Origin of the sequence: Fluviicola taffensis DSM 16823 (genome assembly GCF_943372375.1) — a bacterium.
Taxonomy (GTDB): domain Bacteria; phylum Bacteroidota; class Bacteroidia; order Flavobacteriales_D; family Crocinitomicaceae; genus Fluviicola; species Fluviicola taffensis_A.
The window spans coordinates 646,664-665,577 of sequence record NZ_CALRYJ010000001.1 but is presented as its reverse complement, the minus strand read 5'-3'; the positions used below and the strand labels follow the sequence as shown (position 1 = coordinate 665,577).

At 37.6% G+C, this 18,914-nt stretch carries 12 protein-coding genes; 3 read left to right on the top strand and 9 right to left on the bottom strand.

The genetic code is table 11. The features are described from left to right. Positions 1 to 3 precede the first annotated feature (3 nt). Both AAG807_RS02795 and AAG807_RS02790 read right to left on the bottom strand, forming a co-directional pair. Complete coding sequence (locus AAG807_RS02795; RefSeq protein WP_341900587.1) at positions 4 to 678, bottom strand: hypothetical protein; 675 nt, start codon at positions 676 to 678, stop codon at positions 4 to 6. An 84-nt stretch (positions 679 to 762) separates the two neighbouring features. Further along, positions 763 to 3,105: a TonB-dependent receptor gene (locus AAG807_RS02790; RefSeq protein ID WP_341900585.1), complete on the bottom strand. Its 2,343-nt coding sequence runs from the start codon at positions 3,103 to 3,105 to the stop codon at positions 763 to 765. Positions 3,106 to 3,149: 44 nt separating this feature from the next. Here AAG807_RS02790 and dprA point away from each other — a divergent pair, with 44 nt between their 5' ends. The 3 genes from dprA to AAG807_RS02775 all read left to right on the top strand — a co-directional run bounded on the left by dprA (position 3,150) and on the right by AAG807_RS02775 (position 6,163). Beyond that, a complete protein-coding gene (gene dprA / locus AAG807_RS02785) occupies positions 3,150 to 4,253 on the top strand; it encodes a DNA-processing protein DprA (RefSeq protein WP_341900583.1) in 1,104 nt (367 codons plus the stop codon). A gap of 324 nt (positions 4,254 to 4,577) precedes the next feature. Further along, positions 4,578 to 5,774: a C1 family peptidase gene (locus AAG807_RS02780; RefSeq protein WP_341900582.1), complete on the top strand. Its 1,197-nt coding sequence runs from the start codon at positions 4,578 to 4,580 to the stop codon at positions 5,772 to 5,774. 65 nt (positions 5,775 to 5,839) lie between these two features. Next, entirely contained in the window at positions 5,840 to 6,163 is a 324-nt protein-coding gene (locus AAG807_RS02775) for a BlaI/MecI/CopY family transcriptional regulator (protein ID WP_341900580.1), read from the top strand. A gap of 227 nt (positions 6,164 to 6,390) precedes the next feature. On the opposite strand, the gene AAG807_RS02770 is transcribed toward AAG807_RS02775, so the two are convergent. The 7 genes from AAG807_RS02770 to AAG807_RS02740 form a co-directional block, all read right to left on the bottom strand. Beyond that, a complete protein-coding gene (locus tag AAG807_RS02770) occupies positions 6,391 to 8,508 on the bottom strand; it encodes a M43 family zinc metalloprotease (protein ID WP_341900578.1) in 2,118 nt (705 codons plus the stop codon). 257 nt (positions 8,509 to 8,765) lie between these two features. Then, positions 8,766 to 11,087, bottom strand: coding sequence for a DUF2357 domain-containing protein (locus tag AAG807_RS02765; protein WP_341900576.1), 2,322 nt, complete (start codon positions 11,085 to 11,087; stop codon positions 8,766 to 8,768). Next, complete coding sequence (locus AAG807_RS02760) at positions 11,074 to 12,600, bottom strand: AAA family ATPase (protein WP_341900574.1); 1,527 nt, start codon at positions 12,598 to 12,600, stop codon at positions 11,074 to 11,076. The genes AAG807_RS02765 and AAG807_RS02760 overlap by 14 nt, the downstream gene beginning before the upstream one ends. Positions 12,601 to 12,705: 105 nt before the next feature. Then, entirely contained in the window at positions 12,706 to 14,436 is a 1,731-nt protein-coding gene (locus tag AAG807_RS02755; RefSeq protein WP_341900572.1) for a response regulator receiver domain, read from the bottom strand. Next, a complete protein-coding gene (locus AAG807_RS02750; protein ID WP_341900570.1) occupies positions 14,399 to 17,296 on the bottom strand; it encodes an ATP-binding protein in 2,898 nt (965 codons plus the stop codon). The genes AAG807_RS02755 and AAG807_RS02750 overlap by 38 nt, the downstream gene beginning before the upstream one ends. Continuing rightward, complete coding sequence (locus AAG807_RS02745; protein ID WP_341900568.1) at positions 17,286 to 18,374, bottom strand: DNA cytosine methyltransferase; 1,089 nt, start codon at positions 18,372 to 18,374, stop codon at positions 17,286 to 17,288. Before AAG807_RS02745 ends, AAG807_RS02750 begins: the two co-directional genes overlap by 11 nt. Continuing rightward, positions 18,371 to 18,811 carry a very short patch repair endonuclease gene (locus AAG807_RS02740; protein ID WP_341900566.1) on the bottom strand — a complete coding sequence of 147 codons (441 nt, stop codon included), beginning with the start codon at positions 18,809 to 18,811 and terminating at the stop codon, positions 18,371 to 18,373. The genes AAG807_RS02745 and AAG807_RS02740 overlap by 4 nt, the downstream gene beginning before the upstream one ends. Positions 18,812 to 18,914 lie beyond the last annotated feature (103 nt).

The following is an 18,914-nucleotide window of genomic DNA, read 5'->3' as shown; positions in this document are numbered from 1 at the left end:
AACTTACCCTCCCGGACCGACGGCAACCCCACCTAAAAGAAAAATTACCAACCCCAAAATTGCAATTCCGCCAAAAACAATAGCCGGTATTGCAAAACCATAACTCAATCCTTTAAAGCGATATTTTTCCCGATGTTTGCGCAAACCACGGATGACAATGATGGCAAAAATCATCGCGATAAAGAACCCTATTCCAACTCCTATCAAGAACTCCGCATAGAACGTTACGAAGAACATACAAGCAATTGCAATACTCCACATTCCCCAAATCCCCCACATCAGCGGATGCATTCTCCTTTTAGACACCTCTTCATTTTCCGGTTTCTTCTGATCCGATTTAAATGACTTTTCAATTCTTTGAATTTCGGTTGATTCGTGTATTGTCACTGTCTGAACCGTCTTTTCAGATATCTGTTGACCCTCAAGATCATCTATTGGAGACTCATTTTGGGTTTCAATCACTTCACTCAAAACCAAGGAATCTGTATTTCCTTTATTTTCAGAGACCACATCATTTTCTCCCGGTTGGAGTTTTGGTAGCTCTTTCTGCGAATCACTTCCTTTCATTTTCCGGTTCCATTCCACATGATACCCATTTCCAAAATGGCGCTTCGTAATGGTGCAGGAACAGAAGATAATACTTGCACAAAAAAGTAGTAGTAAATTCAGGTATTTCATAACTTATGCTTTCGACAAAGAAATGAAAACCGAAGGTGACAGCTGTTGCGATTTTCCGTACTTGAACTTGAGTCTGTACGATTATTACATCTTATAACTCAACTGCAGCATAAAAGTCCGCGGTGCCTGAACATCTCCCGGTCTGGTCATGTATTCCGCATTGGCAATGTTGTTGACTATAAAAGCTACCTTGTATTTTTCCTTGTAGGTATACCCGATTCTTGCATCGAAAACAATCGTCACACCCTTATGTTCCGCTCTGTAATCCTTCAATCCCGGAAGGATTTGTTGACCCAAAAATCCATTTTCAAAAATGGCATCGATATTTTTCATGTAGCTGTTCAATCGCATCGAACCACCAATACTGATTCCCTTATATTCCAACTGGATATCCGCTTTCGCCAAATGATTGAATCGGTATTTCAATATGTTGCTTGAGGTATCCGAAAAACTTGAGCGGTAAACGGAATCCTGGTTTTTTGAAATCGGATTCATGTAGGTATAACCCAATAAAGCCAAAACAGAGATTGGTCCGATTTTACCTTCCCCGGATATGGAGATTTCTGCACCTGTAATTTCTGCTGATTCTGCGTTTTGTGCTCTAAACCCAAACCAGTTTTTGTAGTAACCCGGTGCATTCGGATTCAGACTGAACGGAATGGAATCCGGTTTATAGAAGCCAAAAGTGAATTCCATCATATTGTCGTAGTGATTAATGAATCCTGCAACATCTACAAATCCTCTCCATTTTCCAATCTTCACACCTTGTTTTAATCCGATTTCCGCAGCCCATCCGGTCTCCGGCTTCAGGTTCGGATTCGCAAAAATAAGTAAGCCACCAACGGAGGTCGTGGTATATCTTTCCGCTACGCTTGGATAACGGACTCCTTGTCCGAAGGAAGCCCTTAAATGCGTGTGTTTCGCCACTGCATAATGGATCCCGGCACGGATAATCGGTCTGATTGGAATTTTAGTTGTCGAGTCTTTCCCAAAATAATAATACGAATCTCCTTGTCTTCCATCCTGCTGAAAATACTCTCCGCGAACTCCGGCAACAATGTTCACTTTTTTCCAGTTCTTTTCTCCTTGCAAATACAGCGCTCCATTTAACGAATTGTGGTCTCCGAACAAATAGGACCTCACTTCATTTGCAATCGCAGTGACCCCGGTAGTTAGCACCCAGGAATTATTGTTCCAGGAGCGTTGGAATTGATAATCTCCATACCAAACTTCTGATTTCGAGCTTTGGGATAGGTTCGTATAATTCTTGTTATCAATAAAATAAAGCCGGCCTTTCAATTGGTGTTTATTCCCAAACTTATCCATGTACTTTACGGTAGGATCTATGGACACGCGCACTCCCCGATTGTATGTCAAACTGGAACCCGCAAGACTTGTATCCGCACCACCGAAAGGTTGATAAGCAAAGGTGTCACTTTGCCAGATAATGAAATTTCCAGCCTTTTGCAATTGGGCATTCCAACCTATTGAGGCTTTGAAGTTTTTGATATTCTTTGGTCTGTAACTGATCGTTCCATTGAATCGCCCGCGGTCTTCGGTTTCTCCCTGGCGATAACCGTCATTGGTATATCCATAGGCTCCAAGGGTCACTCCAAAACGACCAAACTGTTTTGCGAAAGTCAAATCTCCCTGATAAAAAGTAGGGTTTTTACTCCACCACTTTAAGGTTGAACGTTTCGGATTATCGTAAATTCCTCCTTGTACCTGTACATTCAGACTTGCCTTTTCGGTCGGTTCGCGCTCGATCAGGGAAATCATTCCATTCAAAGCTCCGGAACCATACAGGACAGAAGATGCTCCTTTGATGACTTCGATCTGTTGCACATTTTCAATCGGAATCGAGTTCCACTTTGCGTCTCCGGCATCAGCTGAAAGAAGCGGGATCTCATTCCATAAGACCAACACCCTGCTTCCGGCTCCATAGGTAAAACCACTCCCCCCGCGAATGCTGACTTGCCCGTCCATTGCGTAAGCCCCGGGAACCTGATCAACTGCCTGCTCCAAATCCGTGATTCCTTTATTTGCAATTAATTCCGGTTTGATGATGTCTAGCGAAATGGTTAATTCCTGAACCGATTGTTTTCTGCGGGATGCTGCCACAACCACCGGACCCAAATCCTGAATCGGACCCAAGGGTCTGAGTTGAATCACCTCTATTCTATTAGAAGTAATGCTAATGGTGTCTGAATAATAATCCAATGCCGAAATAATGCAGGTCGCAGGAAATGAATCCAACTTGAGGGAAAATGTTCCGTTTTCATCGGTTAAAACCTGAGCTCCACCTACGATTTTTACTTGCGCAAAAGGGATTGATTCCCTTGTTTCAACATTCAAAACCGTTCCTACAATCTCTTGCGAAAAAAGTGTGATCGGGATCAAAAAAAGTAGGAGTAGTACTTGCTTCATAAAGCTAATTTTTCTTATATTCAATAGACCAAAGTACCAAAAAATTGAATTTTACAACTATTCATCATCAAATTGCACTTACCTTTTTAAGTGGTATCGGAAGTCGAAGAGCACGAGTAATTATCTCTCATTTCAATGATCTGGAAGCATTTTTTTCAGAGAAGCGCCTGAATCTTGCCAAAATCCCTGGTATTCCAGCCGACTTTGTTTCATTGAAGTTGCGTTTAAATGCCTTGACGGAAGCTGATAAAGTAATTCAGGAACTGGAACGAATCGGGGGGAAAACGGTTTTTTTTACGGAAAAGAATTATCCACGAAGGTTGAAACAATGCAGCGATGCACCGCTTCTGCTTTATAGCAAAGGAAATATCGAATGGAACCCTCCTAAATTGGTTTCCATCGTTGGAACGCGTCATGCAACAGATTATGGAAAAGCCCTTACTCATGAATTACTGGAAGGGTTGAACGGGCATCAGGTGACCATCGTTAGTGGAATGGCTTACGGAATTGACATCCATGCTCACCTGGAAGCACTGAAACAGAATCTTCCGACATGGGGTGTTCTGGGTCATGGATTGGCAAAAATGTATCCGAGTGAGCACCGGAAAATTGCAGAAAGAATGTTGGAAACAGGTGGAATTATCAGTGAATTTATTCCTTCCCAAAAAGCAGAACCCGCGCACTTCCCCATGCGCAATCGGATTGTTGCCGGGTTGACAGATGCAACAATTGTTATTGAAAGTGGTGAAAAAGGCGGTTCGTTGATCACCGCGAATCTGGCCGCAGACTATAACCGGGATGTTTTTGCCTATCCGGGTGATGTTACAAGACCTTTTTCCTCCGGTTGCCTGAATCTCATTCAAAAAAATCAAGCCGTACTGATCCGAAATTCCGGGGATTTGATCCGGGGAATGAATTGGGAAAAGGAAGAACCCGTTCGGGGACAACAACGGGCTTTATTTATAGACCTCAACCTCCGGGAGGAAAAAATTATTTCCGTTCTGAAAACAAAGCCGGAGTTGACACTGGATACCATCGGTTATCTGTCTTCACTTACTGTCAGTGAAGTTTCCAGCGACTTGTTGAGTTTGGAATTCAAAGGTCTGGTCCGCTCGCTTCCAGGCAGGCGGTTTCAACTTATAACCTGAGTTCGATTTTAAATTTTGTTCAGAACGCCTGTAAATACTTATACTTTAGTAAAAACAGTGAAGTAATAGCGGGCTATTTCAAGGTGTTTTTGCGACAAGGATGAGTGTTTACAGGTGTTAATCTATGATAGGCTATTCATTTTAACCATGATATCTTTCGTTGATTTCATTCATGATAGCTTGCTATCACTAATAAAATCGCCTTGTATATCATATTTAAAATTGAATTCTGAATCTAAATTTAAAGCCGAACTCAGGTTAATACATTAAAGAACAAGTCTGTTTGCGCTTAAATTTCTATTTTAGGAGCCATAAACTAGAAAAATGAAAAAACATCTTTTATTTGGAGTCTTAGCTCTAAGTACACAAATTGCCTTCGGCCAAACAGTAACAAACGCTCCTGATAGTAAATACCAATTCACCAAAGTTGTTCAGCTAGATGCAAATCCGGTTGAAAATCAAGGAATGACCGGAACTTGTTGGAGTTTTTCCTCTTTGTCTTTCTTTGAAAGTGAATTGATCCGTTTGGGACATAAAAACCCGGCTGAGTTATCAGAAATGTACATCGTTCGTAAAGCATATGAATCAAAAGCAGATCGTTTTATCCGCATGGATGGGAAGATCAATTTTTCAGAAGGTGGTGCATTTCACGATATTCCTTACGTTATCAAGCGTTATGGAATCGTTCCTAAAAGTGTTTATACCGGATTGACAAATGGAAAAACGACTTACAACCACGAAGAATTATTCGCTGTATTGAATAGTTTCATGCAAACTGTTCTTGCAGAGGTTCAAAAAGGTCATGGTATCGGAACAGAGTGGAAAAAAGCATTTTCTTCCCTTTTGGACGCGTATTTGGGTCCGGATGTAACTGAGTTCACATTTGAAGGAAAAAAATACACTCCGATGACTTATGCCAATTCATTGGGATTGAAAATGAACGATTATGTTTCCATTACCTCTTTCAGCAACGATCCTTTTTATGAGCCATGTGAAATTGCTATTCCTGACAACTGGGCTTGGGGTGACAGTTACAATGTTCCTTTGGAAGATATGGTCGCTATTGCTGAAAATGCGCTGAAAAATGGATATACTTTGGCTTGGGGTGCTGACGTTTCAGAAAAAGGATTCAATTTCCGCCAGGGAATTGCAATCATCCCTGAAGATGAATCAACCATTCAAACTCGTGGTAAAGACAGCAAATCATTTAACGATGCCGGAGCTGCAAAAACATCCAATGCGTTTTTAGAGCCTGTGAAAGAGCAGACAATTACACAAGAAAAACGCCAGGAAGGATACGACGGAAAAGTAACAACGGATGATCATGGAATGCACATTGTCGGTTTGTTCAAAGATCAAAACGGAACACGTTACTTTTTGGTTAAGAACTCTTGGGGCACTGACAACTTACCACAAGGTTATTTGTATGTTTCCGAGCACTATTTCCGCTTGAAAACAATTAACATTTTCTTAGATAAAGAAGGTCTAAGTAAAGAGGTGAAAAATAAACTAAAATTATAAGTAAGATTGTTGGTGGAGAAAACTTTTTTTGTTAGATTTGACACATTACCACAAACTAATATAACATGGAAAGACTAACACCCGCAGAAGAAAAGGTCATGCTACGCCTTTGGAAATTGGAGAAAGCAACGGTTAAGGAAATCGTTGATTTGTACCCAAGTCCGAAGCCAGCTTACAACACCGTTTCGACTATCGTTCGAATCCTGGAGCGTAAAAAATTCATCAAACACAAACCAATGGGAAGAGGTTACATCTACCTTCCGAAAATTGGACGTGAGCAGTACCGCGACTATTTGGCGGACTACATTTTGAAGTTTTACTTTGATGGAAGCCGAAACGAAATCGTTTCATTCTACAACAGTAATGTTACGCTCAACGAAATTTTATAACACAAAAAACCCCGACTTATCATCGGGGTTTTTTATTTTAATCCGGAAGGAAATGGTGGTTAGGTTAAGCTGCTAAAATTTAAGTGAGCAGGTTCGGTTGATCTTCCGGAATCAGAAACAAATCGGTGCTTTGAATCTTACTTGAATACAAAGATAGGGAGCAAGCTCGTAAGGGATTTACGACATGCTTTTAACACTGCAAAAAGTCTCCGAATAAAGCAATTTATTTACTCAATAATCAATCGCGTAAGGAACCTGGAATTGTTTTGCGTGACTTCCACCAAATAACATCCGGATCTCAGATTTGCATCCAATTGGATCTCCCTTTCAGAGGAAGTCGCCACCAATTCTTTTTGATAAACTTGTTTTCCCTGTAAATCTGTAATCGTCAAATTCGACGCCGAGACATTCAATCCCGAAATAGTAATCGTTCCTCCTTTTTTGGACGGATTTGGAAAGACATTGATTGCCGACAATTCATTATCCGAAATTCCCAAAACACCATCAATGACAAAATTGTCAATGTAGAGATTGTTCGAATAATTGGAAGCTACAAATTCAAACTTGAAACGCGTCTTGGTATCGTTTGCTGTGCTGGTAAATGGAAATGAAGCATGCTTCCATTGATTTTGTGATGGGATAAAATTGGTGTTTTGAGGAGCAAAAGCGGTAACCAATGAAGTATCCTGGAATACTTTTTTCTGAATCCACGATTCTCCACAATCCCTTGAATAATAGACCTTCAGAACTTCCGTTGCAGAATCAGGAACAGCGGCACAGCCAAAAGCATAATCAAACGAAACGGTTACGGTACTTGTTGTCAATAGATCAAAAGCTGGTGAAATTAAGTTGTCCTTGCTCCTATTGATTTGATTTTCAGATATCTCATAACATGCATCTGTTGTGTCAGGATCGTAATGATTCCCCAATAAAAAGCATCCGGTGTTTTGCATTCCGCCTGTACCGATACGCTGAAAATATCCGCTGTCATCACTGGTATTCTGGCTCTGCCAAAAATCTCCTGAGACATCAAAATTTTGAACAGTTGGTCCCGTAAATTCCGCCCAGCTTCCGCTAACATAGATCATTGCATTCCTGGTAGCCGTTGTTGAGCCGTGTGGACTTGTTGCTGTCAATGTCACATCGTAGTAGCCCGGATTTGAATAGGTCACCATCGGATTCTCCAAAGGAGAACTTGAAGGTGATCCACCCGGAAAAGACCACAAATAAGTAGTTGTTCCGGAAGGAATTAATCCATTTTCCGTTGAAAACTGAATGCTATCGCCCGTACAAATCATTCCGAATACAAATGGATGACTATAATTGTTATTACTTAGAATGGAGAACTCAGAACCTGGCGCTGCCAAAGAAACCGGTGCCTGACCGGGACCAGTTCCAGTCGCGATTAAATTGGCAGTCGTCCACAACTGATCTCTGCCGTAAAGCGGACTTTCTGCAACTGATCGAATCACTTCCACCTGACCTGGCGTGAACATTTTCATGCAGAAAGAGACCTCCATAAAGTTTTCAAAGTTATCTCGTGGATCAAATCCCCAATAGGCGAAACTTGCTGCATCATTTGTATCATCGCAAGAATTCGCCACAAGATTACAATGATCATTTCCCTTAGTAATAGGTGTGTCAAAAATCCCATCAGAAAAATCACACGATTGATTTAGATCCTGATTCCCCCAAGTATGGTACAATCCGAAGTAATGACCCATTTCATGCGTTAAAAAATGACTTGCAAAAGCAGATGCGGTTCCTATCGAACCTAAATAATCATGAAGTATCACTATTCCCTGATTACAAGGAGTAAACCCTACAAGCGGATTACTTGTAAATCCGGACAATCCGGGAAGTGTGAATCTCACCACCCAAATATTCACGTATTTTTCAAAGTCCCATGCATTGATCATGGCTGTTTCGTCACCAACAGTCGTCAGTGGACTAAAAATCCGGTCTATTCCATTCGTAGGATTGCCGTTGGGATCAATCGTTGCCAGACGGAATTCGAAGTTTACTTTTCCGATAATTGTGTCGAAGGGAGCTGTTACAAATGAAGTATCCGCATTCAATTTTTGAAAGTCCGCATTCAGGGTCTCCAATGCATCCAAAATCTGCGCCTCACTGATATTCTCAGATCCGTTTTGGTGCAGCACATGGAATACCACTGGAATGATCTTCAAATCCGCAGATTTCTGAGAATGGGCTAAAAGTGATTGGATCTGCTTGAGCGATTCGGTATTCGGATCTGCATGATTGCAGGTAAAAGATCCTTCCTGTCCGAAACAATTGAAAGACAAGATAAATAGGACACTACAACCAAAAAGGATTGATTTCATGTTCGCAGCAATTAAAGTTGCAGGGAAAGTAATCCAAATTTATTGATGGGTTCCTGTGCATTGATTAAAGCGAAGGAATTGTTGATTGAAGAATAAAACACCCGCACATAGCTTACCGGATTGCAGAATAATCGTGTTTCGTTTAAATTTGATGGGAAGATCGGGGAATGTGTTTGGGGTAGATCCGGATGTTCATACCGAGGGTTAAAGTTATTGATGTGTCAATGATTGGTGGGGGAAGTGGAATACTTAATCTCTTATAATTTATTATCAAGTAGTTCCTTAAGAGAACAGGTAAAGGGCAATGCTGAATTATAACCCTTCTTGTAGTTTTTCAGATTTTTAAAATCCCAATTCAATTCCTTCAATTCTTTATCGATTTCCGGATTTACTTTCGTAATAACATACAAATCCTGACTCGGTTCAGGATAATCAAGATCTATCAGATGCTGCTTAGTAATAACTTCAAAATTATTCTCCTTTATCTCAAAAAGAAGAGTTGAATAATTATCGTTTTTAGTATGCAGAAGTAGGTATCTCGCATTAATGGTATCATTATTCAAAATTAATGATCCTCTTTCCGAATTCATCCTGAAATTGTAATGCCCATTCTTGATGATCCACTCAAGATGTGCTTCTGATTTATAGTATCCAACCAAAACGTAGGTTTCGTCTGCGAAAAGGCTCCGGTTTCTTCCATAGGTTTCAGGCATCAAATCGCTGAAAGCGTCTTCATCTGATGGTTTTGTTTTATGAACATCAAAAGTTCTGTAGGCATATTTTTCTCTTTGCGAAGTCCTGTTTGTAAAGTGCTCTATAACTTCAGTAATAAATGACTTTAAATGTTCCATCCCATTATCCGTTTTTGACGGTCGAACAGGAAATGCACCTAAACCGGGAATGATTTCATGAAACCCCTTTTTCCTGGTTGCTTCACTTCCGGGATATAGAATGTAGGCCCCACCGGTTCTTCGGATAGCGTCTTTATACGCATGCATTTTTAAAAGATCTGCATTTTTATAAATTCCCTTACGGTTTTCCTTTTTCTCTTCATCCAGCTGTGTTTCCAGCTCATCTCCACTTTTTCTGTTATCGTTAAAAAGATTAGACACTTTATATTTCGCGTCAAAATGAATATGAACAATCAGCTCCTGCTTTTCGGCCTCCTTATCATCTATTCCCAATGGCCAGAAAGAAAGGGTGTAATCAGGACGTAATGTCGTCGTCCAGCTTCCGGATTTAGGATATACATCTACCGCTTCAAAAGAACGATTATAGTTAAATTGAATGTTTAATTTTCTCCCACCAGTATCGTAAACGCCGGAAAGAACGGCTTTCTTCCCTTGTTTTATTTCTAGTTTCAACTTTTCTTCTTTTGGAACAATAAGTTTAGAAAGGTCTTCTTCTTTTATCCTGAAATAGGATTGAAACAAATCAAGCAGTTTAAAAAACAACCAATATTCATATAATGTGGCTATGTCTTTTTTTCCGCCTTCATACACATCTTCACCGCCTTCCCAAATTAATCTAGCCGCCAGATCAAACTGTAACCAGCGGTTTAAAATTTCCCTATAACCCGCTCTTCTTTGAAGAAGAGGACTATTCAATTGCAGCGAATCCGGCTTGCCAATTTCTTTGAAGAATGGTTGATTTAAAAAGTTATCCAGCTTCTGAATCAAAATCTGTGCTTCGACCGCCTGATTAACGTACTTGAATTTTTGGAATGCCGTACGACAATCATTAGCAAATTGAAGAAACGCTTCCAAAGCATGCTTTATAAAACGGTTTTCATTGGTGTCTACTGTTTCCGTTTTATGATCCGTTTCAATTTTCTGCGGCAGACTTTTCAGGCCAAAAGAATTGAGATAATCGTTTTCTATCCCTATTCTGCCGGATCCGGATGTCATCTGGCGAACAACAGACCGGTTTACCCGTTTTATTTTCTGAACCGGAATCTGCTCAGAAATACGGGCCCATGCAACTGAAGGGTTTTTAATTACCTGTAAAACCGCATTTTCGAAATCTTCACCGTTGATGATAGAATTGACAAAGCTGAAGCGCTGATAAATTGTTTGCGGATTTTGATCAAAATCTACCGTAAAACTCTGCTGTACCGGTGAATTTATCTGCATCAGAATATCAGTACACTTTTCCGTGATCTCCTCCAGCATGATACGATAGTTATCGCGATAACGGGAATCTAACTCCGTATCGAATTTAGTTGCAAGAACCTCCAGGTAAATCGTTTCCTTAATTAATCCGGAACTAATTTCCTGAACTTCCAGTTTCAATTTTCCCACATAAATATTGGGACATATCCGGCCTCTGTACCCATGTCTTTTTGAAGGATTTACAATACTGCCATTACTGCGGCATACCAGCGTGTATTTCTTAGAGTCTTCAAATTCGAATTCATAAAAATTTCCCTCCAGAATTTGGTAAGGGCTTTCATTGAACTCCAATGCCTCGGCATCGGGAAGCTCGTAACAAAGCGAGTTTCCCTCGGGGGTTATAATCAACTTTGTTTGTAATGATCCCAGAGGAATTGACAAGTTCTCTCTTGGATCAGGCTTCAGCATAACTTGCAAATCCGTTCTCAATTGCGCCTTTATGCATCCGTCTTAACTTCTCCATTGACAAGGAATATTTTATTTCCTGCAAATAGGTTTCGTCTAATATTTTCGACTGATCAAAATTATCGGCAACACATAACCCCATTAATTCATTCAACACTTTAACGAGCTTGGAACGGGAGCCATTCAGTTTGGGTAAGAGTTTTTGCATTACTGCAATATCTATACAGTCTGTCGTTGAAATAGTTGGGTCTATTTTCCTTAATTTATCTGTAAGAATCATCATTTCCCTGGCCGAACGGTATCCAAATTCAGCACCAACTTTCGACAATTTTTCAAAGAAAAGAATCAATTCCTCTTGAACCTCATTGTTTTTTTGAATTGTTTTATCTTTTGATAGTTCAAGGAAACTTTCAGCCATTTCTGCTCCTTTGCCACTTATCTCTTCAGAAGTACCACTAGTTTGGCTGAAATATGTTTCAAGGTCTTCTTTTTTCAAACGGAACTCAATCACATTTGCCCTATCAAGAACCTTGGGACTAAACATATAAGTTGTTTCGTCGATATTTACGGTGCCAATAATGAACAGGTTTTCAGGCCAGCCAATTTCATTTGGTATGTCCAAATCGCCTGATTTTCTTTTTTCTCCTGAATACAATGAAATCTCTTTACCGCTCTCCATAATACTTAAGAAGTCGGCGAAATAACGTTCAACATGACTTAAATTCATTTCATCCAGAATCAGGAAATGGGGCAAATCCCTATTGTCTAAGGCATTGATCATTAATTTAAGAACTCCGTTATCAGGCAGTATATAATTTTCCAAATCTAATCCATTCGGATAACCCAACAGAGGTTCCCGATTCGTCCAGTCTGCCCCAACCGGAACAATACGATACTGACTTTCATCCCGGCAAATCCACTCTGCAAAGGTTTGAGCAATTTTCGTTTTCCCGGAACCGGTCAAGCCGGTTAGAATGACGAAGGGTTTGGTGAGGAGGGAAGAAGTGAAACGGGTGATGAGTTTAGTATCGAAGTTCAAACCCGATGTTTTAATCGCTTTATCGAATGCTTTCACATCAAAACCTGTTGAATTTGTGGACACACCCGAAATTCTACCTTCAAGAAAATCTAAATATGTTTTTACCGCCGCCGAGTACCAACCTTTTAAAGAAGCAGAGGGTCTTTCCTTTTCATAATACTTGCCCCCGACGGTTTTCTGTTCTTTCAGTAAATCTCCATAAAGTGCGTCTATCTTGGAAAAATCATTCGTCTCAAAGATGTTATAACCAACAATTCTGGATAAATGTTCTAAAGAAGTAACATACTGTTGTTGGGTACCACCAAGAATAGTCAACGTTCTTTTGGCCCAAGATTTATATTCCGTTTTTAGGTTCATTGTTTTCATTTTTATTTCAAAGCCGTGATCACGCAAAATTTTAAACGGTGCTTCAGTAGAATTTCCAAAACTAGCTAATGTCAATTCTTCACCCCCCTTTAATTTATTGGCTTCTGACAAAACAAGAATTGGTGGATGAATGACGCCCTTTTTTTAATTCAGGCGTACTTTTAATTAAGTTTATTGCTTGTATTAAATTTCCATGGTCAAGTTGAATATTCATAGTTATTTTATTTTCACAAAATCAACTCCAACTCTAGCCGGATGACCAAAAGCATGATTTGCAATTCGTTGAGTATAATCATTCCTTAGTGTGGTAATATAGGTTAAATTAAAACAATTAAGATTTTGATTGAGTTCTTGTTCACTATATTTATTTGAAATATCCCAAACCCTTAGCTTATCATCTATAAGCTTATTATTTTCTACATTAAAAACTTGAGGCTTAACATAAAAAGGTTTATATAAAAACTGTCTATATCCTTCAATTTCATTTGTTAATTTGCGAACTCTATAAGCATCAATACTTTCATTCTCCTTTTGTTTTTCAATTTCAGCAAATTTTGCACTTTCTAAATTCCCCCAATAAACAGCAGTGTTTGTAGGTAGAAAGTTGATAAATGCTGTATCACCAAGTTTGAGAGCTAAATCTATATTTTTGAACTCTTTTCCAATAACGAAATAAAAATTTCCTTGGATTTTATTAGGATCATAACAATCGCATAAAGCAGTTACACATAAATAATAGGTTCCTTTCTCATCAATGAAGACATCACCAAAATTTAAATTTGGGATGCTCTCAGGGTGTAAACCTTTTACAGTCACAGAATTATAAAACACATTTAACTGAAATAAATCATCGTGAGTAGGTGTTTTGTTTTCTAAATCTTGACTCTTAAAATCCAAAAAATCAGGCTTTAATAATTCTAACTTTGCTGTTCTTAATTTCAGGGTTGCTTGTTCAATTAGTAATTTTTTTATTATAGTAGCAAATGTTTTGTCATCTTTTAGATGATTTCGAAATTGAAAGAGTGCTTCCGTTGAGGATTTTAATATTGTTTCATCAATAAAGCGTTCATTTGAATTGAAAACGGATTGCATTTCTAGCCCTAGCAACTGGAAGAAGCTCCCATTGTTTTTAACTATTGCATCAGATATTCTTTTTAGAAGATTGTTATAATCAGAATCAGAATCTACATCCTTCTTTAAAGCCAGAACAAACGTGTTATTAATGATAAATGAATCATTTCCTGCTGTTAAAACTTCGAATTCTCTCTCTGGATTCTCGGGAATTATATATTTATCACTAGTGAGTGATATATAGATGTAACGAAGAATTATGTATCTAGACTTATTTTTTAATTTCTCCAAAGGTAGATTTTCTAAATCGATGTCATTCTCTTGAAAAAAGACATCAATCTTTTCCTCTCCTTCATTCCAAATTTTCTGTATCTCAAAAGGTTCGATATGATTGTATGAATTTTTTATTGTGTCAAATTCATCCTTACTGATACCTGAAAAATAAGTGTCTAAAAAAAGAGGTATTTCATTGAAATTGGTTGAACTTGAATAAATACAACAAAAATTAATATGTGGAGTACTGACAGCTCTACTGAGCAATTTTAAAGAGTGTTCTTGCCCAGCAACACCGGCAAGTTCCCAATCTAACAGAATCAGGTCTCTGCCTTTGAATAAATAATCCAAAGTATTTGGGTTTGTTAAATTCGACACTTCAAATTTATGAACTGCTAAACTCTTGCCATTTTCCTTGAAAGTATTAAATAAATTGACAGACAATTTTTCTTCAAGTATGTCATAATTAACAGGTCCGGTGAAAAAATCTTTGGCTTTTTCATCAATAAAAACAACTGAATTAATAGACGAATTTAATATATCGAAGGCTTTTTGATTAAACATTTTAAGTGGATAGTTGGTTAATAACGAAGCAAGCTCCATTTAAAGAATTGTATTTTTTATCATTGGTTGCGTAAAGATCCAATCCCGCTTCATTTAAGCTTTGTTTGGACAGATATAATCCAATACCTCTTCCATTCGGCCGCTGGGAATAAAACAGTTCAAAAATTCTTTCTAGTCTATATTTGGGTAATTCTTCTCCAGAATTAGCTATTATAATCTCTTTCGTTTCTTCCCAATAATCGAGTTTGATTATTCGTTGTTCTTTATTGCGCATCCAATAAATAGCATTATTAATTATATTAATAAAAACGGTATGAATTACAGGCTCTTTAATAATAATAATATGATTCTTAAATTGATTTGACACGTCAAAGTCGATATTATATTCTGAAATTTGATTCTCGAAAAATTCCTTGAGGTACTTGTAAATTTCACCACCAGATATTTCTTTGGCAAGTGCCCCTGAAATTCTATATAATGGAGATAATAAGGCATATTTGTCCTCTAATTGCTTGAAATTCTTTTCAAGGAAGCTAAATTCTTTTATCGATTTGACAGAGGTGTTATTACTAAGCACTTCCAGTTGATTATTGATTTTTGCATATAATTGATTGAATTCATGATCAATAATTTCCACGGCAATTCCTAATTGGGCTGTATCTCTAGTTTGTTCCCATTGGTATTTCATTTGGTCGTATTGAACTTTATATGCTCCTTGAACTTGCTCTTCATCAATATCAAAGGAGAGGCGATTTATATGTTGGACTAATGGAAATAGGGTCTTTTCTGCTTCTTCCGATAATTGATTGTACCTTTTTTCGATCTCTTTATTCAATTGATTTATTTGCTCTTTTGAAACAATAGTTCCGATTAATGTATCTTTTCCTTCTTGTAACGACCCAATTAATTTTCTCGATCTCTCGTTATAATTTGCAGACAGTCTATTGAATTTATCATTAAGCTGCTCACGATGATTGTCTACTACTTGACTTAAAGCACCTATATAACCATTATATCTTTTTGTAAAGTCAATCTGTAAATCTCTTATTGCGAGCTTTTCTTGTGCTTTTTGCGTTAATTCTTCTTTTTGAGGGCCTACCTTTTCAATATAATTATTTAATCGGTCTTCAAACGTATATAAACGTTCTCTTTGAGTTTCCGTAGGCTTGTATCTTTTGGGAACCTTAGGAATGAGATCGTTAAATTCTAAATCCATTTTTTGAAGTGCGTCTAGTATTCCTTCTACTTGTGAATACCCAACATTAATTTGACTTAGTTTTTCACGCAGTTCATTAAGTAACTGTTCGTATTTGATCTGATGCTCTTCTAATTTCTTTGGGTATTGGTTTAAGGATTTCGTAAAAGCGATTTTTTCTGCCTTTTCTCTCGCTTTATCAGCCTTTAAAGCTTCATTTTGCTCATTAATTTGCTTTTTCTTATTGAGAAATAAAGATTGCTTTGCTTCGGTTGCAAAATAATCAAGTGCCAACGTAATAAAAAAGTTTGTTGTATCTGTATAAAAAGCACGGTATTGAGCATTATTAATTAATCCTTCTCTACTTGATTTATCTTTTAAATCTGGATTTCTATCCCTTGTTAAGTCAAAGTAGCCATACATTCTTCGATATGAGAAATAATATGAGCCTGCTCTTTTTGATCTTCGTTGTTCAAAATTAAGAAAGTCAAAATTTTCTCTCCCATAAGGTAGCACTCTAAAATCATCTCTGAAAATATAAAGACCACCATACTCCCTCAACTTAGTATATAAGCTATTGAATTGTGCTTCTGTAAGTAAAGAGGATTTTTCTTCTCCTTGATTATATCCTAATTCAATTGGTACAGCGCCATAAAAAGAGCGTTTGTCTTTTTTCCTAGGATTGGTATAATTGTAATCTATGGTTTCATCATAAATTCTAATTTTTCCTTTGAATCTACCATTTCCATCGAATTCACCATTAATATATACATCAGCAAGGTCAAAATCAGCTTTAGTAAAAAAGACTCCTTGTGAGGTTAATAAATTATACTTCTCATCCTTCTTATAAATATTAAAAGCTGTTGTAACGTTTATGTTCGTAAGATTTTTAAAAGGATTTGTAAATCCTGTCATACTAGATATGACAAATTTCTTATCTTCAAGACCATCAGTTTCTTTTTCGGATAATTCTAAAATTTGATTTATAGGATTGAATATTAAAAAAAAAGTCCCATGTGAATCATTTGCTTCAAAGAAGGAAAAAATGTTCTGCAAAATCGGTTCATCCAACAATGAACTTTCCGTTTCCGAAATAATCTCCGATTTAAGCTCTAATTGCTTTCCTTCCCATATAGGATTATTGTTGCCATCCGTCTCGTTATCAAAATTTGATAGAAATTCTTTTTTTAAATCAGAAAAAACAATTTTTAGTGTATTTAGATTATCAACCGATTCCAATGGAATAATAACGTCATCTAAAAACAGATTATAATTTTCTAACAGCCTCCAATCAAAATAGACAGCTTGCAATGGATACCCTATCTTCTTTGTCAGCATAAGCATAGGATTGCCTAAATATGCAACCGATAATCGGCCTATACCTTTTTCTCCTGCTTTAATCCGTGGACGCTTCCATAGAGTGTTTTCGGACTCAATATCCAATTCGGCTCTTGATTTTGAATCTGTTCCCAAAACCAACCATTTATCTAAGATATCGGAACTCGACATTCCTTTTCCGTCGTCGGAAATTGTGAAGTACGATTTAGTAAGTCCATTGTATCCCTCTTTATATAAATCTGCTTTTAAGTTATCCGCATATGCGTCATAACCATTTTTCCACAATTCAGTAATAGCAGTAGGTAAATCGGCAATTTGTCCTTTTCCTAATAAATCAACGGCTCTGGCTTTGGTTCTAAACTGCATTGTTGTGGTTTTGAATGATTGCTCTACCAACGGCAGTAGCATATTTTGGCGGCACTGCATTACCAATCATTCTGGTAATATTGCCAATACTGGTACCCTTAAATATATAAGTTTTTGGGAAAGACTGCAATACCGCACCTTCTCTGATGGACAATCCTCGATCTTCTTCCGGGTGAGCATATCTTCCATTGGAAATACTACAAAATTTGGTGGTAATCGTAGGAGAGGGTTTGTTCCACCACAACCTACCAAAAGTATCTATAAATACATTTTCTTTTCCAACAAAACATTTCAATTGTAGATCCGGGTTATTTGCAAAGCCCATTCTATTGCCTCCATTCTTTTTCACCAATTTCAAACGTTCCTTATTGATATCGGTTAAATTAGTCGTTGTATGAAGAAAACCGGTCTCATCCTTATGACCTGGTCCAATTTTCGGAAATCCGTTCTCAACCCCCAAAACATCTTCTACTACCAATTTTTTTCCGATTGTCTCTATCGGTTTTATTTCTTCTTCTGTGACACGGCTTGCAATTAAAGTAAAACGTTTCCTGTTTTGCGGAACACCAAAATTATTAACATTGTGTACTTCAAAATGAGGGTTTTCATATCCGTTTTCCTTTAACCAGTCAATGAACTGATTCAATCCGCTTTCCTCTTTTCTTCTAAGAACTCCGGGAACATTTTCTACTACGACATAACCAGGCCGAAAATACTCTACAAAACGAGCAAATTCAATCAATAAATTTTTTGATTTTTCCGACTTTGTTTTATTTGTGTTAATTCTGCTCCAAAATTGACATGGACTACATCCGATCAAAATAAGGTTATCATCATTTCTGTTCAATTTTAGCTTTTTTTCAAGCTCTTGTTCTTTTAACTCAAAAACATCGGCGTGAATGAATTCAGCTCCTTTTATGTTAGCTTCATACGTTTCTTTACAACTCTTATCAAAATCGATTCCTGCCAGAATTTGAATACCTGCATCCTGCATTCCGTAACTCATTCCTCCTCCGGAACAGAAGAAATCTACTGCTTTTAACGTATTGTTTTCTTTCTTTGATGTTGCTGATTTCATTTCAAAAACGATTCTGTTTTGTGATTTTGAATGGTTTTTAAGATTTGTACCAACGTATTGTCTCTTGTGTTCTTTTTAAGTTCACAACCGAATATTGTAAGCACATTCCATTCCTTGTTTTTCAATTGCTCGATGTTTTCGAGATCTCTTTTTTTATTCCCCTCTATCTTATCTTTCCAAAATTCGGTTCTCGTTTGAGGTAAAACTGCAAGTTTACATCCTTCGTGTCCGTGCCAAAAACAGCCATTTACGAAAATGACCGTTTTATACTTTGGTAGAATAATATCTGGCTTACCGGGTAATTTCACGTCATGCAATCTAAAGCGTAATCCATTGGAAAACAAAAACTTTCGGACCATTAGTTCGGGCTTTGTATCCTTACTTCTAACCCTACTCATATTATAGCTTCGTGTCGCTTTATCGTGAATATCCGGCATTTAACAAATCTAAAAAAGAAACCAGCTAATCAATTCATTATTGACAGGATTTAATTAACAAACCATTTTTCATTATGAACTATTGATTTAAAATGTCTAACTG